Source organism: Marinomonas sp. KMM3893, from assembly GCF_004352855.1.
GTDB lineage: Bacteria > Pseudomonadota > Gammaproteobacteria > Pseudomonadales > Marinomonadaceae > Marinomonas > Marinomonas arenicola.
Map to the genome: position 1 here is coordinate 31,815 of NZ_SJSC01000008.1, position 15,896 is coordinate 47,710.

Sequence of the window (15,896 nt, forward strand, 5' to 3'; positions counted from 1 at the left end):
AGAGAAGTGCCGCTTGCTTGCAAGCGGCCATAGGAGATAGCAGCTTATGACTGAGCGCTTGAACAATGCATTTCAATTCGTCGAAGTGGATCGTAAAGATCCGAAGAAGAAGCCTTTAATTACTCGTAAGGCTCAGTTCGTCGAAATTTATAAACCGTTTGAGGAAGAGCACGCCAAAGGGCAGTCTCATCGTTGCCTTGAATGTGGTAACCCTTATTGTGAGTGGAAATGCCCAGTTCACAATTACATTCCTAACTGGTTGAAGTTGGTGAGTGAAGGGAGTGTCTTAGAAGCTGCCGAGTTGAGCCATCAAACCAACTCTTTACCTGAAGTCTGTGGTCGTGTGTGTCCGCAGGATCGTCTTTGTGAAGGCGCTTGTACGCTGGGTGAAGGGGGTTTTGGTGCGGTGACCATAGGTTCTGTTGAAAAATACATTACTGATACCGCCTTTGCTTTGGGCTGGCGCCCTGATATGACCAATGTGGTTCCGGTCAACAAAACCGTGGCCATTGTTGGCGCGGGTCCTGCTGGCCTCGCTTGTGCCGATGTCTTGGTACGCAACGGCATTAAGCCTGTCGTGTTTGATAAGTACCCAGAAATCGGTGGCTTGCTGACGTTTGGTATCCCAGAATTCAAACTAGAAAAAAGTGTTATGACGCGCCGTCGTGAGATTTTTGAAGAAATGGGTGTTGAGTTCGTATTAGGCACCTCGGTTGGCGATGACGTGCCATTTGAACATGTTCTAGAAGAGTACGATGCAGTGTTTCTTGGCATGGGAACGTACAAATACATGAAAGGCGGTTTCCCTGGTGAAGATCTACCGGGTGTCCACGATGCGCTAGATTACTTGATCTCTAACGTAAACCATTGCCTAGATTTCGAAGAAGACGAAAGCGACTACATCAACCTAAAAGGCAAGCAAGTGGTTGTCTTAGGTGGTGGTGATACCGCGATGGACTGTAACCGTACAGCCATTCGTCAAGGTGCCAAGGGCGTCTCTTGTGCTTACCGTCGAGACCAAGAAAACATGCCTGGTTCACGCAAAGAAGTTCAAAATGCGCGTGAAGAAGGGGTTCAGTTCCTCTTTAATCGCCAGCCTGTGGAAATTGTCGGTGATGGCAAAGTAGAGGGCATCAAGGTTGTTGAAACGAAAATGGGTGAGCCAGATGCCAATGGCCGTCGTAGTGCAGAAGTGATAGAAGGCAGTGAGCAAATCATTCCTGCGGACGCCATTTTAGTCGCGTTTGGTTTCCAAGCGAGTCCGGCGCCTTGGTTTGAGAAGTTCGGCATTGAAACCGATTCTCGAGGTCGTGTTCTAGCGCCTAAGAAAGGCAAGTACATGTTCCAAACCACCAACGAGAAAATCTTTGCTGGTGGCGATATGGTACGTGGTTCTGACTTGGTGGTAACCGCCATTGATGAAGGCCGCAAAGCCGCCGAAGGCATTATGGACTTCTTGGACGTTTAACCGCTCCCGTTAGTCTTTTAGCAAGGTAACTTATATCTCTCGTTAAGACTTTTCGGTGGGAGATATAGCACACATAAAAACACTCATTTGATACTCGAATGAGTGTTTTTTTGTTTTAAGGCGGTACTGAAAACAACACCTGATAAGAACAGAAAATAGTCTAGACTTAGTACAGGTCCATCATTAAGCATGAAGGTGTGTATGACGGTTTCTTCTCCCTGTATTCGACAATGCTGTTTGAATGAAAAAGACATCTGTTTGGGCTGCTTTCGCTCATTACAAGAAATCCTAGCTTGGTCTTCCATGTCGGATAGCGAAAAACAGCACATCCTTAAGGACGCGACTGAGCGCAAAGCACAAGCGAGTCCTGCGTTCACAAATATTATTTTTGATCATCCAAAATGACGTTAGTGACGTACTGTTAGGTAAGTCTTCAATAAAAGAGGTGGTTATGTTTTCTTTTTTAAAGTCTGATCCGGTGAAAAAGCTTGATAAAGAGTACGGACAGTTACTGGAAAAAGCCATGCAAGCCCAGCGCAGCGGTGACATCAAGCTGTATTCAGAGCTGACGGCACAGGCCGAAATGGTGAGAGTGCAAATTCAAATCGCGAAGGGTGACTAGTCTGTCGTTGCCGTTATTAACAAACAAGAGGCATAAAAAAACGATGACATCCATGTCATCGTTTTTGGTGTTAACCACAGGATAGAGACAATTTGATTAGCCCTGACGGATGAGTGCCAAGCTCTCTTCCGCAAACCCCGTACCGGCTTCGGTATAGAAGTTAAAGACATTATCGATACCGCTATTGATGAGGATGTCTCTTTCATCTTGATAGCGAGCAATCGCCGCAATCTGGCCTGTGTAATTGGCCTTACGTAATTGAATGGCGACATTGGTTGTGTCTTCAGCCGCAGGCAAAGCCAGTAAAACCAGATGGATATTAGAGGTGTCTAGGCGCTCCCATAAATCGGCGTCTTCGCCATCGCCGTAGAAGACATTTTCTTGGTCTTCTTGCATTTGGGTAATGCGCTTTCTGTCTGCATCCATACCGGCAACGGTATCGCCAACCAAGCCCTTTAATGATTCAAAAGCCCCACGGCCAACACGGCCTAAGCCGACCACTAAAATTTCCGTATCAACAGGTTGTACAAATACGTCTTCGGGTAAGCATTTTGCACTTTCAAAACGGCGAATGGTTTCTTTGTTTTTGCGGTACAAGCGATGAACATTTCGGTACAACAAGCTGGTAATGATAAAAGAAAAAGACACCGCTAACGCGAGTACTACCAGCCACTCTTTGGCCAGCCAGCCATTGGCCACGCTAAGAGCCACTACAATTAGGCCGAACTCGCTGTAATTCGACAGCACAATCGAGGACAGAAAAGAGGTTCGTCCGCGCAATTTCAACTTGGTGAACAAGGCGAAGAAAAGGGCAAACTTAGCGAGAATAGCCAAGGTGATAATTAAACTGATGACAAGCATGTTAACGGTTGGCAACGCGGTAAAACCAATGGATAAAAAGAAGCCAATCAGAAACAAGTCTTTAAAGTTCATCAAGGCTTTGTTCATTTCCGCTGCTTTACTGTGAGATGCCAGTAAAATACCGAAAACCAGTGCGCCTAGATCTCCCTTCACACCGACTAGGTAGAAAAGCTCATAACCACCCAACGCGAGAAAAAGCCCCGTGAGTGGCAGCATTTCACCGTGCCCGGCTTTGTCGACTATTTTATTAAGAATAGGTCGAATGAGTAATAAACCAAAAAGCGCCAGCGCCCAAAGGGAGGGTATTTTGCCTGTGGCGAACACCAAGAAGATCACCGCGACTATGTCTTGCATTACCAAGATGCCCAGCGCTAATTGTCCATGGCGTGTTTTTAATTCGCTGCTTTCCTCAAGCAGTTTGATAATACAAACGGTACTGGAAAAACTGAGGGCGAAGCCAAGTAAAGCCGCGGTTTTCAGATCCAGTATGTCGAAGAAGGGGAGGCTCAAACTGCCTAACAGCAAGCAAAAAGCGACCAGTAAAACAGTCCACACTCCCATATGGCCTAGTGTTGAAGCCCAGACTTCGCGTTTTAATAAGTCTTTGACGTGGAGTTTTAGACCAATGCAGAACAGCATCAAGGTAATGCCTAGGTTAGCAAGAGAATCTAAGGTGTTGCTGGGTTGCATACCGAATGCATTTAATAAGAAGCCCGCCAGCAAGAAACCAATCAGTGGTGGTAAGTTAATTAATTTAACGGCGAGGCCGCAGACAAAAGCAAATAATATCCAAATAAATTCCATGCAATCCTTCTAATTTTCTTGAGAGCCATCGTAGCGCTAAAACGTGCCAACTGTGGTGCAGAATATGATACGAAATTCACGCCTAAAGCACAGCCTGAAATAGGCGGTAAGTGAACTTTTCATTCCCTAGCGAAGGTATTTTTGCCTGGTGTCTTATGCATGCTCCTATGCAGAAAGACGCGTTTGCTCTTTTGTCTAAAAATTGAGGTGCTGAATAGGCATGGATGCTTTTTATGGCCGCTTCGTTAAGGCGAATTCAGTGTAAAAGAGAGATCTAGACGCGTACACTGCGTTTTTTATTGTTGTGAATTGAGGGAAAGAATGTCGAGTTCGGAAACATCAGCGCTAACGTCGCTTAAGAAACGATTGCCAGAGAAAGAGTTCATCGCACTTTTTGCTCTAATGACATCATTAACGGCGTTGACCATGGATGCTGTGTTACCGGCTTTTCCGAGTATTACAGACGCTTTTAATATTGCCGATTATCATCAGACGCAATGGATAGTCACAGGCTTAGTGTTTGGCATGGTGTTTGGTGAGATTATTTTTGGACCTTTGTCTGACGCGATTGGCCGCCGTAAAACCATTCTGATCGGAATCAGCGTTTATGCGCTAGGTACTGTGATCGCGATGACCGCACAAAGCTTGCCTATTTTGTTATTGGGACGCGTGATACAGGGGATTGGCGTCGCTGGGCCGAAAATCGCCTCAAGGGCACTGATTCGAGACCTGTATAAAGGCGCTGCGATGGCGAGAATCATGTCCTATGTCATGGTGATTTTTATTTTCGTGCCAATGCTCGCTCCTTGGTTTGGCCAAAAAGTCATGTTGTTGGGTGGCTGGCGCTGGATCTTTGTCGCCTTTTTAATACAGGCAACCGTGGCCACGCTCTGGCTGATTTTGCGTCAACAGGAAACACTGCCAAAAGCGCAACGTCAACCGCTTCAACCTGCGCGCCTAATACGCGATGCATTGGGGATTTTCAAACGCATTGATGTGATGTGCTATATCGGTATTACAGGGTGTGTCTTTAGTGGGCTCTTGTTGTATCTGAGTATTGCTCAATCCATTTTCCAAGACATCTATGGCACCGGTGATAACTTTCCCTTGTACTTTGCCTTATTGTCTTGTGGCGCTGGGGTGGCGTCTTTTACCAATGGCAGTTTTGTGATGCGCTTGGGAATGGCGTTGTTGGTGAAATCGGCCTTGTGTTTGTTGGCTGGCACGGCGCTGGTGATGTTGGCGAGTGCTTTATTGCATCAAGGTGTTCCGCCATTGTGGTTATTTTTGGCATTGGGTATCTTGGTGTTTTTCTGCCAAGGGGTGCTGTTTGGAAATATTAACGCGATGGCAATGGAGCCTCTTGGTCGCACCGCAGGGTTGGGTGCTGCCATTGTGTCAGCATCATCGAGCCTAATTGGCGTGGTGTTTTCGTCGCTCGTGGGGCTGTTTTATCATGATTCTGTAACGCCATTAGCGTGTGGTTTTCTGATCTTTTCTTCCACCAGTCTGGTGTTGCTGTTTATTGCTCGGCGATACCCATCTGCGGAATAGTCGCAGCTTTATATGATAGGGGAATCTTGATTATAAATAGACAAATCTCGATATTACGAATTTGTCACAAAAATCACGTATAATCAGGATCCTTTATTTGTCTTTAGTTTTCAAAAAAACCTAACTTATGTCTTCAAACACCGCTCAACCATCTCTCGCCCGCGAACTCTTTACCATGACGTGGCCCATGCTCTTTGGGATCTTGTCATTAATGAGCTTCCAGTTAGTGGACAGTGCTTTTATTGGTCAATTGGGGGTGTTGCCGCTGGCTGCTCAAGGCTTTACTTTGCCGATTCAGATGATTGTGATTGGCTTACAAGTTGGTTTGGGAATCGCGACAACAGCGATGATTTCTAGAGCATTAGGCGCACAGAAAGTGCGTTATGCCAAGCAATTAGGCGGCTTGGTTCTGATGATCGGCAGTATTGGACTGGCGTTTTTCACGCTACTGATTTGGTTATTACGTCACCCTATATTGGCGCTATTGAGTGCGCCAGATTCGGTTTACTCTGTGATCGACAGTTATTGGCCGTATTGGCTGCTTAGCGCTTGGGTTGGCGCTGTGATTTACTTTTATTACAGCATTTGCCGATCCAACGGTAATACCTTGCTTCCCGGTATTATGATGATAGTGACCAGCTTGCTTAACCTGGTGCTAGATCCGATTTTCATTTTTACATTAGGCTTAGGCCTGAATGGCGCCGCCATTGCTACTGTCTTGGCATTTAGCATTGGGGTGCTGATTGTGGCGCCGCTGGTTGCTCGTCGCCATTGGCTTTCATTTGATTGGAAAGATTTAAAAATCAGCAAAAGCTTGGCGGATATAGGTCACATCATGGGGCCTGCGATGGTCAGCCAATTATTGCCACCTGTGTCGTCTATGTTGGCCACAAAGTTGATTGCAGGTTTTGGTACCGCTGCTGTCGCTTCTTGGGCGTTAGGTTCTCGGTTTGAGTTCTTCTCGATAGTGGCGGTGCTTGCCCTTACGATGTCGATGCCACCATTTGTGGGGCGCTTGTTGGGCGCCGGAAGAACCCAAGACATTCGCTATATAGTCAAGGTCGCGTGCCGTTTTGTGCTCTTGTTCCAACTGTTGATTGCCATTCTGACGTTCTTGGTCGCCAGTGGGCTGGCGAATCTTATGACGAGCGAGGCTCAGGTTCAGACGATTTTGCATTGGCATCTCATGATAGTCCCTATTAGTTTAGGGCCACTGGGTATTTGTATGCTGATGGTGTCTATTTCGAATGCCTTAGGAAAATCGTATACCGCGTTGACTATATCTGCTTTACGTCTGTTTGCTTTTTTCTTGCCGTGCCTTTGGATCGGGTCGGAAATCGCAGGGCTAAAAGGCCTTTTTGTGGGGGTTTTGATTGGTAATGTACTCGCCGGGATCTGTTCTTGGTATATGTACCGCCGCACGCTACAAATGGTGGAAAACAACTAGAGTATTTTTTAGAACGCTGATTTCCTGCCACAAACAATGCCACTTGCTACTGAGTATCAAGTGGCATTCTTGCTTCTAAAGCCTGGTTATTAACGAAAAGCCAAGACAAAAGCCGTCTTGAGCCCTTTTGAAAGACGATATTGTTGAAATATGCATTGCATTGCACAATTGTTTAGTTGAAAACGGAGTTGAGAATGAATACCATTTGTTCTATTAGTCATTCTCTTATTTGGAGCTCAACGTGGAAAATTCAGTACAGCAGCAGATTATTGATTTTTTGCAGGTCGGCGGACCTGTGGTATGGATCTTAATGGGCTTTTCTGTTGTTGCCTTGACGATCGTTTTAATGAAACTTTGGCAGTTTGCTTCGATGCGTGCAGAGAGTCGTAAAACCGTTGATAAGGCATTGGAAGCATGGCGTCAGCATAATCCAAACCAAGCATTAGAATTACTCGATGAAACACGCCCAGTGGATTCGCTGGTGGGCTTTTCAATTCGCTCCTTGCAGTCTGGCAATATGGAAGTTGATCGTATCCGTGAAGAAGTTGAGCGTCTGGCGATGAATAAGCTGAATCAACTGCGCTCGTATTTTCGTCCACTAGAAATCATCGCTTCTTTGAGCCCATTGCTTGGGTTATTAGGAACCGTATTGGGGATGATTACCGCGTTTCAGCAAATGGAAGGCGCCGGTAGCCAAGTGGACCCTTCAGTCTTGTCTGGCGGTATTTGGCAAGCGCTTCTAACGACGGCAGTCGGTTTGGCGGTCGCTATTCCTGTGGTGACTATGCACAGCTGGTTAGAGCGTAAAGTGGAACGTATTTCTCATATGGTGAATGATGCAGTGACGCAAGTATTTACCTGCAAAGAAGCGGAGCGTTTGGTTGCTAAAGCGGCCAAAGAGGTTCTGCATGCCGCTTAATTTAAGTCAGCCGAAACGCAAAACTGCGATCAGTCTGACACCGTTAATAGACATTGTTTTTATTCTGCTTTTGTTCTTTATGCTGACTTCAAGCTTTGTGCCTTGGCGTACAGTAGACACGCCATTATCGGTGGCATCGGATACGCCAAGCGCCGCAAAAGACAATGATATCGTGCTGCTCACACTGAAGCAGAATGATCAAATGGTGTGGTTAGACGGCAGTGCTTACGCAATATCCGATGCAGCATGGTTTAAAAAACTGATCACAGAGCACAAAAAAGGCACCTTTGCCGTGAGCGCAGAAGATGGCGTTAATCTACAAAGTGTGTTGAATCTGGCTGACCGTCTTAAGGAAAGTGGTGCGAAAACCGTGTCGATTGCGAACGCGTTTTCCAGCAAGGATAAAGAATGAAAATAGCCGATAAGTTTGCGGCCAAGAATAAAGCCGACGACGACAGTATGGTGCCATTGATCAACGTGGTTTTTCTTATGTTGGTCTTCTTTATGGTCGCGGGGCAAATTCGCAAAGCCGACCCAATTCCAGTGATTCCACCGAGTTCTATTAATGACAACAAGGCGGCGACAGAGCCGAATGTATTGATTGTTGTGGGTGAGAATAAACAGATTTATTTAGACGATAAATTGGTCTCGCTTGAGGCCATAAAACCTGCCTTAGAAAGCCAATTTGAACAGGCTCAGAATAAAGACAAATTCTGGGTGCAAATTAAAGCAGACGGTCTTATTCCGGTTGATGTCTTACGCCCTATTTTTAGTGAAATTCGGGCGTCTGGGTTGACCAAGGTCAGTTTGGCCACGCAATTAGAAAGAGGTCAGAAATGATCTCTAAGCGTCATTGGTTGATAGCTGGTGCGGCCGCACTTTCCATGCATGCTGTGGGTTTTTATGCGGTGTTTCATCATGCCCCTGAAGGCAGTAAAGGCGCGGGTGCTCAAGGCATTGAATTTGATCTTGGTATGATGGGAGACATGGGCGCAGCGGCACAGACGACGTTGGCGCAGCAAGAAAACGTCACCCCGAAAAAAGCCGAAGAAAAACCGTTGGAAAAGAAACCGCAAGACAATCCTCCTAAGGTTAAAGAAAAGCCGCCTAAGCCGGTCGAAAAGAAAAAACCAACACCGGTCGAGAAGAAGCCAGAACCGATTAAAGAGACAACACCTGAGCCGGTGAAAAAAACCGTTATAAAACCTGCTCCCCCTGTTGTGGCCAAACAAACCTCACCTGTGGTTGTGCCTAAAGTGACGCCTAAGCCGAAGGTTGAGCCAAAACCGAAACCGGTCGCTAAGGTTGAGCCTACGCCCAAACCGACGCCAAAGGTAGAGACTCAGCCAGAAACAAAACCAACGCTTGAAAACGCGCCAAGCCAAAATACCCAAGTGGCGAGTGCCACACCGCAGAAGCAAGGACCCAAGTCGCAAGCAAGTCAAAAAGCCACGACTGGTAGCTCGAATGCGGTTACCACAGGCGGCAATCCTGGCGCCAAAGCCAAATACTTTACTCAGCTCACTACTGCGTTGGCGCAGAATAAGCGATACCCTCGCGCGTCTCGTCGTCGTAATGAAGAAGGCGTTGTGACTCTGGCTTTCACCGCCTATGCCAATGGCAGTGTCTCTGATGCGAAGATAGTGAAAAGCTCCGGCTATCGCCGGTTAGACAAAGCGGTGCTAACCATGCTGAAGCGGGCCGTGCCTCTTCCTAAGTTTTCCGACGATATGCCGGAAAAACAGCTGAGTATTACTTTGCCTGTCTCTTTTAAATTGAGTGACTATTGAGTTTAGACAAACGCTAGAAACCAGATAGGTTCACTCTAGGATCATTGTATTGCTCGCATACAAGGTAAAAAAAACGGCGCATTTTATGGCAAAATGCGCCGTTTTTATTGGTCGTCTATGACCCTTTTAAATAGGCTAAAAAGAAGGTTTTTATTGGGTTAAATCGGTCTCTTTTTTGTTCGGCAATAACAACCAGACTTTACCAAAATGCTTAAGTTGGCCCGCATGAACGTGGGCTTCATCGCCAATTCCTTGGTACCAATCTATGTGTCCTGGTCCTTTTATCGCGCCACCTTTGTCTTGCGCTAGCAAGAGTCGAAACTGGTGACCAATGAGGTTACCTTGTTGGTCTAGTTTAGGCATTTCACCCAGCAAAATAGAGCCAAGAGGGATCACTTTAGGGTCTACCGCTACCGAATAAAGTGGGGTTAGCGGGACATTGGCAGCGCCCACTGGTGCGGATAATCCTTCACTGAAGAACAAGTAACTTGGGTTTTGTGAAAGTGTTTCTCTGACTTTATCTGGGTGGTCTTTTAGCCAGCGTTTGATGCTTTGAGCCGAGATATCTGCGCGCGCTATTTCGCCATTTTCAATGAGGATTTTACCTAGACTACGATACGGCCAACCGTTGACGCCACCCCAAGATAGCAGCTCCCGCGTGCCGTCTTCATATTGCACTACGCCAGAACCCTGCACATGCAAAAAGAAGTTGTCGACTAGGTCTGCGCTGTAGGCAATCTCAAGACCTTGGCCTTGTAAGGCGTGTTCGAAATCGATCTGTTCGCGATTAGGAAACTGGCCATTGGCGTCGCGGGTCAATGGCTTACGATAAAGAGGGTAGCGATAGACGGCATCAGGTTTGTGGCGAACCGGTATGACGGGCACATAATACCCTGTGATTTGCACGTTACCGCGGTAATCTTGCCCTGCTAATTGCAGCGCCTTTAATTGTGGTTGGTAAGTGGGCTGTGTCAGCCAGTGCTGGATTTCATTGGTGACTTGTTTGAGCTGTTGTACGCTTACTTTGGTGTCTTCTAACTCGTAGGTTCGCTCAGGCAGCTTGTTTAGGTAAACCATTTGTTGGTCTAGCCCGGTTTGAAAGCTAGGATCTGGGTAAGGTAAACCCGGAGGTAGGCTTTCTTTTAAATAAAGAGCGTCTCGTTTTATGCCTGTTTTATCTAGGCCATTATTCTCAAAGTCATTGGATGAATCGACCTCAAACTGGCTACACGCAGTTAACGACAACAATGAAAATAGGCTAAGTGTGGTAAATAGACTTTTTGCTTTGCTTTTTACAGGGGTGGTGCTCGACGATATAAATAGTGGCATAAGCGCTCTTTCTATTAACTTCTTTCATTAAACAAAGTATAAGCAGCAATGATTGTGTGGTCGCTGCCAAGAAGTATTTATCTTGCGTGCTACGCCGAAGCAACGCAATCTTTAGAGGGTGAATTTACACTTTATAATGGGCTTATTGACGGCTAGAACATCAGGCATTCATAGGCATGACGTAATGAAATAAAGGCCTCTGTGTCACCACCTCTATCTGGGTGTGTTTGGTGTGCGAGCTTTCGATATTGGCGTTTGATTTCGTCTTTACTGGGGGATTTTTGAGTCAGCTGTAAGGTGGCAAGCGCCGCTTCACGATCGTCCGTTTGATAAATGCCTTGGTAAAAACTGTCTAATAAGCGCGTTACCGCCTCTTCATTGGTCTTCTCATATTCGTTCCAATCGAGATAATACGCCGCGAGCTTTGCGTCCACGCTATTATTTAACTCCTTACTGTTGGCAAGGGGAACTTGTTCACTTGGAAGGATTCTAATGTGAGTGGCGCTGATCGACAGAGTCAGTGATTCTTCTTGCCATAAGCTTGATTGCAGTTGATAAAGCGCATTCATAATTAGAAAGTGCTGCCGAAACAATTGCAGATTGGGGTCTGTGGCAATATTTTTTAGTTCAGGGAGCTGCTGTTTTAGTGTTTTAAGAATCTCAAACTCACCAACGCCTTCTGGGTGTGTTCTTAATATGTCTAAAATGGGACCGATTAGAGGGTTTCGCATAGCTCGTTTTTTTCCTTTGAAAACGCCTAAAGTGTAGAGGAGTGGCCCCCATAGGGTCAAAGCCATTACGCTGGATGGATCAATTTTTTGTTATTAATAGACGGTGCGTTATGTTGTGGATCTTAGCTATTTTACTGTTTTTAGCGCTTATTTGTGGGCCACATTTATGGGTTAAATTTACCTTAAAGCGCTACTCGGGTACGCGAGATTATTTACCCGGCTCTGGTGGCGAGTTGGCGCAACATTTGATTCGTCGTTTTGAATTGCATGACGTCACGGTTGAAACCACTCAAGAAGGTCATGATCACTTTGATATTCAGCAACATAAAGTACGCTTAAGCCCGAGTGTTTTTTCGGGCCAATCTTTGACCGCTGTGGCGGTGGCAAGTCATGAAGTTAGCCACGCAATAGCCCATGAACGACAAGAGAAAATTGCGCGGCTGCGTGTGCGATATTTACCCAAAGCGGTTTTTTTACAGCGCCTTGCGGGCGGGTTATTAATTGGCTGGCCCTTGTTATCGATTGTGCTGCATATCCCTTACGCGGTGGCAATTCATGCGCTTGTGGTTGGTTTGTCAGGGATCTTAGCGGTCTTGGTGCAGGTGGCTATTTTACCAGAAGAATGGGATGCCAGCTTTAACAAGGCATTGCCTATTTTAGAAAAAGGCGGCTATTTACCAAACGAAGATTTGCCTAAGGTTAAGCGGATTTTATTCGCTTGTGCGATGACATATGTTGCGGCCGCCTTGTTGAGAATGTTGTTTGTGTGGCGTTGGTTTAAGCGTTAATCCCTATCGTTGAGTCAGAGCCAGTACCACAATAGGGCGCATGATATTGGCTCTGACAAAGCACTTTGAGGGTTATATTGCGCTCGCCCAAGTGCCAAAAGGTTGTTTTTCAAACGCCATTTCACCCTTCTCATCTTGGTAGATATTAATCCAAGCCTGCCAGTTTTTATCGTCTATTTTTGGGTAATCCAATCGATAATGGCTACAGCGACTTTCTTTTCTCATTATCGATGCCTTGAGTTTCATCTCTGCCGTGATGATCATATTCTCGGTTTCGTGGGCAAGTCTTAACTTATGCAAATCATTGGCAATTAACATAGGAACATGATGTTCTTTTAGCTCTTCGACATACGCTAATGCCGCCTGCAGCAGACGTTCTTTCTTTATGTACAATACAAAATTAGGGATCATGATGCCCTGTAGAACCTGTGTTACCCAGGCCGGGCTGTAGCCACGCTTGCGTTTTAGCGGCGCAAAAATTTCTTGTTCAATGTCTCTTAATCGACTTGAGCTTATGGCGACGGATGATATTTTTTTGCTGGCCTGTGCGGCGGCTTCCCCTGCGATGGCGCCCTGTACGGCGGAGCCTGCGAGAGAGGAACCAATTTGTGCATAAATGCCTCCCGACATATGCGAGCCGAGGGCATCGCCAGCGGCATAGAGACCTGGAATGGTACTGAGCCCCGTTTCATTAATCGGCGTCAGTCCTTCTGATTTATGAATGGCCATGCCCGCGCTGGAGCCACCTACTTGTTCACCGCCCATTCCTGGAGGTGGACCTCCGCCGGGTTTTTTACCTGAAAACAAAGCCAATATGCCGCCTTCGTGTTCTGGCGGTGGTGCCGCTCTATGGCGAAAGGCGGATGGTACAAAAGGACCGCCTTTTATCTGCGTCATTTCTGGTCGTTTTGGATTATTTCCTGATGGCCCCATTGGTGGTGGACCCATGGTGATAGGCGGACCTATTTTATAAGCTTGGTAGTTCATATCGACTCCAAGATCATGACGTACTTCAGCGCCATTGATTTGCGGCTTTTCTTCAATTTGACCGTGCCAGTTGTCGTAGCTGGAGCCTGAATTCTTGGCGGACCCTGGATGACCGTCATTCCACTCTTTTCCGGTGACTTTTGCGCCAATTTTATAAGCCATAATTGTGCCGTCGTGGGTTAGGTCACAGACCGGAAAACCACTGGGTTTGAAGCCTCCAGAGCCAGAACACAGAATCACTGTCTTTGCTTTGAAATGGATTAAATTTGGCTTGTCTAAACTGAAACCAGAGGCGCCCACAACGCGACCATTTTCTTTGATTAGGTGCGTGATCATGACCCTTTGATGCAGGGGAATGCCTCTTTCATTGATGGGACGAGAGAAGGTTTCGTTGTAGAGCGGAGAGTCAAAGAAGCCCCACTCTTTGAGTTCTTCTACGCGCGCTTTAGAGTGCTCAGCAAGCTGGCGAGTAAACACGGGATTATTGGTTTGAATGGCAGATTCTGTCACCTTAGCAACAAACTGATCAATGCTCATGTTGCTGGTGTTTTTGTCGTAACTAAAAATACCTTTGGCGAACGGAGTTAAGCCTGAGCTCCCCAGTCGCCCTTTCGACACCATGGTCACTTTGGCGCCTGCGTCGTGTGCTTTTACGGCCGCAAATAACCCTGCCATGCCACTGCCAATGACCAGCACATCGCTTTCCATGTGTTTGACTGAAAAGGTGCTGGGTGGCATCGGCGTATCATTGCTGATCGGTGGCTTATTGAAATCCATTTGATTAAACACATACGCCCCCGCGGCAGCAACACCCAGAGCACTGCCTGCTGCGCTAATAAACTGGCGCCTTGAGAGTCCTTTTTGTTTTGAATCGCTCATTCTTACCTCCAAGAAACCATCACGGGAATGGATTTTTCAGGGGTAATAGTGATGGCGCCTACCGGACAATATAACCGACACAAGTGGCAGATTTGGCAATCTTCAGGGTATTGAATAACGGCTTTTTGCGTTGCTTCATCGAGCTTTATGACATCGGTAGGGCAGCTTTCAATACAAGCATTACAACCGATACAGCCGGAAATTTGATGAATGGGCATAATGTGATCCTATTAAAATGAAAGTTGTTCGAAATGGATATTTCGCGCCGGAATGGGAAATTGTTTCAGGCCTTTGCGGATGTTTTTTACCGCGATGTCAGAACCACAGAGATACACAGAGCTGGTCTCGACCGGAACATCTTGCAACGCACTTTGTAAGCAGGTTTGGTCAATAAAACCTTGGTAATAAATCGCAAAGGTTGAGGGTAAATAACAAACAAAACGGGTTTTAAAATTATTCAGCGTGTTCTCAAAGTGCGCCAATTCTTCAGTGAAGAGCATCTGCGAATAGGTTCGGTTACCGTAGATGAGACGAATCGGACGAGGATCATTGGCTTCAGCGAGAGCGCGTAATAAGCCGATAATCGGTGCTATGCCGACGCCGCTGGCAATTAAAATGATGGCGTTACTGGCATCATTGGCCGCTAAGGTCATATTGCCATAAGGTCCATCGACGAAGACGGCTTGTCCTGGTTTGAGTTGTTCAAGTGACCTTGTATAGTCGCCTAATTCTCTGATTACAAAGGATAAATTCGGTAGAGACCTGGGCGTAGATGCAATGGAAAATGGGTGGTAATCTAGCTCATAGGCGCTTGTCTTAGTGCTCAGCCAGACAAATTGTCCCGGCTGGAAAGTAAAAGCAGAGTGGGTTTTTAAGGTGATTAACCAATCGTTAAAACTGACTTTTTCTCGGCTCACCAAGGTACAGGCATGCTGGCTTAATAATTTGGGTTTAATCGCATAACCATAGACGGTAAATGCCAATGATAAGAAACAGGCCGACCACCAAAGCAGATTGATATACTGACCAAACTGCCCGTGACTGCCTACTTGGGTGATGTGCCAGGTCGCCAGAATTAATACCACCATGAAGCCTGCGGTATGCCATAATTTCCACTTATCATAGGCAATGGGAAGCTTGTTTTTATAAATGGAAGAAAGCACCCAAACGGCCAATAAAACCCACGCAATAATCCCTGTTAATAAACGTGGCGCTGTGATCGATTCAATAATGGATAAGCGTAAATCTGCGTTGGATAACAGCCATTTCGGCAGCAAAATTAACAGTGGATGTAAGAAGAAAAACACACCAATCCACTTTCCCATACGCTTATGCTGTTGCATATTCCAATCAATACGAGAGAAGAGTTTTGCGTGTTTTAAGCGCGCGGCCAGCGGGAATTGCAGCATCATGGAAAGCATCATTACGAGATTTAAAAAGCTTAATATTTCTACGTAAATGCCTTTGTTATCCATCGGCAATATGGCTAGAAAAACATAGGGAAGCAGCACCAGAAGAGCAAGTTGAATGGTTAACCAGCCTTGTGTTGGATAGGTCTTCTGTTTTATAAACTGCGAGAAGGACGCTAAGATCCGATTTTCTAGTAAGCTTGCCATGCGCGTACCCAAGAATGAAATAATAGAGCCCAAGGTAGCCATAAATTTTGTGGTGAATATGGAGAAAAGTGAGAAGTTTACTTCGCCAAAATACGTGCTTT

The 15,896-nt window shown here is 46.2% G+C and carries 16 protein-coding genes; 10 read left to right on the forward strand and 6 right to left on the reverse strand.

Going from position 1 to position 15,896, the window contains the following annotated elements:
- Positions 1–46 precede the first annotated feature (46 nt).
- The 3 genes from E0D71_RS15895 (at position 47) to E0D71_RS15905 (ending at position 2,090) form a co-directional block, all read left to right on the forward strand.
- On the forward strand, positions 47–1,468 hold the full coding sequence (locus E0D71_RS15895; protein WP_133004302.1) for an FAD-dependent oxidoreductase: 1,422 nt from the start codon (positions 47–49) through the stop codon (positions 1,466–1,468).
- 201 nt (positions 1,469–1,669) lie between these two features.
- The gene (locus E0D71_RS15900) at positions 1,670–1,873 is read left to right on the forward strand and encodes a DUF1289 domain-containing protein (protein WP_243712058.1); all 204 of its coding nucleotides are present in this window, start codon (positions 1,670–1,672) and stop codon (positions 1,871–1,873) included.
- A gap of 46 nt (positions 1,874–1,919) precedes the next feature.
- The gene (locus E0D71_RS15905) at positions 1,920–2,090 is read left to right on the forward strand and encodes a DUF6435 family protein (protein ID WP_133004304.1); all 171 of its coding nucleotides are present in this window, start codon (positions 1,920–1,922) and stop codon (positions 2,088–2,090) included.
- A 96-nt stretch (positions 2,091–2,186) separates the two neighbouring features.
- On the opposite strand, the gene E0D71_RS15910 is transcribed toward E0D71_RS15905, so the two are convergent.
- Positions 2,187–3,755: a cation:proton antiporter family protein gene (locus tag E0D71_RS15910; protein ID WP_133004305.1), complete on the reverse strand. Its 1,569-nt coding sequence runs from the start codon at positions 3,753–3,755 to the stop codon at positions 2,187–2,189.
- A gap of 321 nt (positions 3,756–4,076) precedes the next feature.
- On the opposite strand from E0D71_RS15910, the gene E0D71_RS15915 reads away from it, so the two are divergent.
- The 6 genes from E0D71_RS15915 to E0D71_RS15940 all read left to right on the forward strand — a co-directional run bounded on the left by E0D71_RS15915 (position 4,077) and on the right by E0D71_RS15940 (position 9,465).
- Entirely contained in the window at positions 4,077–5,309 is a 1,233-nt protein-coding gene (locus E0D71_RS15915) for a multidrug effflux MFS transporter (RefSeq protein WP_133004306.1), read from the forward strand.
- A 127-nt stretch (positions 5,310–5,436) separates the two neighbouring features.
- Positions 5,437–6,756 carry an MATE family efflux transporter gene (locus tag E0D71_RS15920; protein ID WP_133004307.1) on the forward strand — a complete coding sequence of 440 codons (1,320 nt, stop codon included), beginning with the start codon at positions 5,437–5,439 and terminating at the stop codon, positions 6,754–6,756.
- Positions 6,757–6,997: 241 nt separating this feature from the next.
- Complete coding sequence (locus E0D71_RS15925) at positions 6,998–7,675, forward strand: MotA/TolQ/ExbB proton channel family protein (RefSeq protein ID WP_207923427.1); 678 nt, start codon at positions 6,998–7,000, stop codon at positions 7,673–7,675.
- Positions 7,665–8,087 carry a biopolymer transporter ExbD gene (locus E0D71_RS15930; protein ID WP_133004308.1) on the forward strand — a complete coding sequence of 141 codons (423 nt, stop codon included), beginning with the start codon at positions 7,665–7,667 and terminating at the stop codon, positions 8,085–8,087. The genes E0D71_RS15925 and E0D71_RS15930 overlap by 11 nt, the downstream gene beginning before the upstream one ends.
- Complete coding sequence (locus E0D71_RS15935; RefSeq protein ID WP_133004309.1) at positions 8,084–8,515, forward strand: biopolymer transporter ExbD; 432 nt, start codon at positions 8,084–8,086, stop codon at positions 8,513–8,515. The genes E0D71_RS15930 and E0D71_RS15935 overlap by 4 nt, the downstream gene beginning before the upstream one ends.
- On the forward strand, positions 8,512–9,465 hold the full coding sequence (locus E0D71_RS15940; RefSeq protein WP_133004310.1) for an energy transducer TonB: 954 nt from the start codon (positions 8,512–8,514) through the stop codon (positions 9,463–9,465). Before E0D71_RS15935 ends, E0D71_RS15940 begins: the two co-directional genes overlap by 4 nt.
- 150 nt (positions 9,466–9,615) lie before the next feature.
- Here E0D71_RS15940 and mltA read toward each other — a convergent pair whose 3' ends face one another.
- Together mltA and E0D71_RS15950 are read right to left on the reverse strand one after the other, a co-directional pair.
- On the reverse strand, positions 9,616–10,794 hold the full coding sequence (mltA, locus tag E0D71_RS15945; protein WP_133004311.1) for a murein transglycosylase A: 1,179 nt from the start codon (positions 10,792–10,794) through the stop codon (positions 9,616–9,618).
- Positions 10,795–10,946: 152 nt separating this feature from the next.
- Positions 10,947–11,525: a DNA-J related domain-containing protein gene (locus E0D71_RS15950; protein WP_133004312.1), complete on the reverse strand. Its 579-nt coding sequence runs from the start codon at positions 11,523–11,525 to the stop codon at positions 10,947–10,949.
- 110 nt (positions 11,526–11,635) lie between these two features.
- Here E0D71_RS15950 and E0D71_RS15955 point away from each other — a divergent pair, with 110 nt between their 5' ends.
- Complete coding sequence (locus tag E0D71_RS15955; protein WP_133004313.1) at positions 11,636–12,313, forward strand: zinc metallopeptidase; 678 nt, start codon at positions 11,636–11,638, stop codon at positions 12,311–12,313.
- A gap of 72 nt (positions 12,314–12,385) precedes the next feature.
- Here E0D71_RS15955 and E0D71_RS15960 read toward each other — a convergent pair whose 3' ends face one another.
- The 3 genes from E0D71_RS15960 to E0D71_RS15970 are packed head-to-tail and all read right to left on the reverse strand — an operon-like array spanning position 12,386 to position 15,795.
- Positions 12,386–14,179, reverse strand: a complete 1,794-nt coding sequence (locus E0D71_RS15960) for an FAD-binding protein (protein ID WP_133004314.1) — start codon at positions 14,177–14,179, stop codon at positions 12,386–12,388.
- A 2-nt stretch (positions 14,180–14,181) separates the two neighbouring features.
- Positions 14,182–14,397 (reverse strand): ferredoxin family protein, encoded by a 216-nt coding sequence (locus E0D71_RS15965; protein WP_133004315.1) that lies wholly within the window; start codon positions 14,395–14,397, stop codon positions 14,182–14,184.
- Between the two features lie 12 nt (positions 14,398–14,409).
- Positions 14,410–15,795 carry an FAD-binding oxidoreductase gene (locus E0D71_RS15970; RefSeq protein WP_165943021.1) on the reverse strand — a complete coding sequence of 462 codons (1,386 nt, stop codon included), beginning with the start codon at positions 15,793–15,795 and terminating at the stop codon, positions 14,410–14,412.
- Between the last annotated feature and the right edge of the window lie 101 nt (positions 15,796–15,896).

Excerpts from the sequence above, each read along its gene's own strand:
- E0D71_RS15895 (WP_133004302.1), top strand. The coding sequence starts at position 47 with ATGACTGAGCGCTTGAACAATGCATTTCAATTCGTCGAAGTGGATCGT.
- E0D71_RS15915 (WP_133004306.1), top strand. The coding sequence starts at position 4,077 with ATGTCGAGTTCGGAAACATCAGCGCTAACGTCGCTTAAGAAACGATTG.
- E0D71_RS15950 (WP_133004312.1), bottom strand. The coding sequence starts at position 11,525 with ATGCGAAACCCTCTAATCGGTCCCATTTTAGACATATTAAGAACACAC.
- E0D71_RS15940 (WP_133004310.1), top strand. The coding sequence starts at position 8,512 with ATGATCTCTAAGCGTCATTGGTTGATAGCTGGTGCGGCCGCACTTTCC.
- E0D71_RS15965 (WP_133004315.1), bottom strand. The coding sequence starts at position 14,397 with ATGCCCATTCATCAAATTTCCGGCTGTATCGGTTGTAATGCTTGTATT.
- E0D71_RS15935 (WP_133004309.1), top strand. The coding sequence starts at position 8,084 with ATGAAAATAGCCGATAAGTTTGCGGCCAAGAATAAAGCCGACGACGAC.
- E0D71_RS15900 (WP_243712058.1), top strand. The coding sequence starts at position 1,670 with ATGACGGTTTCTTCTCCCTGTATTCGACAATGCTGTTTGAATGAAAAA.
- E0D71_RS15970 (WP_165943021.1), bottom strand. The coding sequence starts at position 15,795 with ATGGCAAGCTTACTAGAAAATCGGATCTTAGCGTCCTTCTCGCAGTTT.
- E0D71_RS15955 (WP_133004313.1), top strand. The coding sequence starts at position 11,636 with ATGTTGTGGATCTTAGCTATTTTACTGTTTTTAGCGCTTATTTGTGGG.
- E0D71_RS15960 (WP_133004314.1), bottom strand. The coding sequence starts at position 14,179 with ATGAGCGATTCAAAACAAAAAGGACTCTCAAGGCGCCAGTTTATTAGC.
- E0D71_RS15910 (WP_133004305.1), bottom strand. The coding sequence starts at position 3,755 with ATGGAATTTATTTGGATATTATTTGCTTTTGTCTGCGGCCTCGCCGTT.
- E0D71_RS15920 (WP_133004307.1), top strand. The coding sequence starts at position 5,437 with ATGTCTTCAAACACCGCTCAACCATCTCTCGCCCGCGAACTCTTTACC.
- E0D71_RS15905 (WP_133004304.1), top strand. The coding sequence starts at position 1,920 with ATGTTTTCTTTTTTAAAGTCTGATCCGGTGAAAAAGCTTGATAAAGAG.
- E0D71_RS15930 (WP_133004308.1), top strand. The coding sequence starts at position 7,665 with ATGCCGCTTAATTTAAGTCAGCCGAAACGCAAAACTGCGATCAGTCTG.
- mltA (WP_133004311.1), bottom strand. The coding sequence starts at position 10,794 with ATGCCACTATTTATATCGTCGAGCACCACCCCTGTAAAAAGCAAAGCA.